This is a genomic window from Parasutterella muris (genome assembly GCF_943193095.1).
GTDB classification, from domain to species: Bacteria; Pseudomonadota; Gammaproteobacteria; order Burkholderiales; family Burkholderiaceae_F; genus Parasutterella; species Parasutterella muris.
The window spans coordinates 1-1,217 of the sequence record NZ_CALPCV010000070.1 but is presented as its reverse complement, the minus strand read 5'-3'; the positions used below and the strand labels follow the sequence as shown (position 1 = coordinate 1,217).

Below are 1,217 nucleotides of genomic sequence, written 5' to 3'. Positions count from 1 at the left end.
TGGGACGAACACTTTTTAGCTGAGCGCCCTGAATTAAGGGATTTTATTTGCCAACGCAAGGGCAAAGACTATATCTTCACTGCGGTGAGTGAAGGCGGTTTTACTCTTTCTCAAGCAATGGATGTCAAACAACTGCATGCGGGAGCCACGTGGGCGCTGGATCAGCTCGTTGCGCAATCTCCTATCGGAGAAGCTCTTAAAAGGGCCTTTCCACAGCGCCGAGACTATCTAAAAGTTTTGTCGATTGCCTACTTCATAATCCTCAATCAGGACAACAATATTTCTAAATATCCGACCTTTGCCGAGGCGACTCGTCTTCCATGGGGCGGGGCTTTGCATCCTTCCTCAATAGGCAGAGTTTTTAGGAAAATCAAAAAACAACAAATAGAAAATTACTTTTCTGCCATCCAGGAGGGATTAATAGAGCAGAAGAAAAAAAATGGGGACGACGACAGGCTGACATTGGCTTTAGATTCGACCTCCATTTCGAGCTACGCAAATAAGCTGCCAAATGTAGAAAGAGGCAGGAATAAAGACGAGGACAACCTTCCTCAAATTAATCTGCTGATGTTGGTCGAGTCCAAAAGCGGACTGCCTATCTTCTATCGAGCCTACGACGGAAACGTTCCGGACGTACAAACCGTCAGGCGGGTCATTGCTGACAACTCCAGACTAGGCATCCAAAACGTTGTTCTTGTGTCTGACCGAGGTTACAGCGGTACAAAAAACATCAATGACTGCCTGAGAAATAAAGTTGGCTTTCTGTTCAACATGAAGTGCGGGATATCAGGCAGCCTTACCCAAGAGCTCATTGATGAAGAAAGAGTTAACCTCCAGGACTTAAATCGAATGGATTGGTTTACTCAGGTCTTTCAGGTGACAAAGAAGATCAGCTGGATTTATGAACCTAATCCTGTAACGGGTCAGAGATCCACAAAAAAGACGCAGGAAACTGCGGAGCTTTACTGGCATATCTATTTCGATCGACAAATTGCTGAGAATGCCAGACAAGGGATGTTTGAGAGAATCATTCGTATACGCGAAAAGATGGCCGCCGGTAAGTCTCTCGATGAAAACGAACAAACATTACTAGAAGAGGTGTTTGTAAAACATGAGAAAGACGGCACGGTCAGCTACAGCGTCGACAATAAAAAAGTGGATCAAAAGCTCCGCTACAAAGGCTACCGGGTACTGGTAAGCGACGAAATATCCGATGC

Annotated in this window: 1 protein-coding gene; it reads left to right on the top strand. The window is 45.4% G+C overall.

Annotation, left to right across the window (positions count from 1 at the left end; all coding sequences use genetic code 11):
- The coding region (locus NFR90_RS11570; RefSeq protein WP_251453157.1) for an IS1634 family transposase at positions 1 to 1,217 on the top strand (1,217 nt) is incomplete at both ends.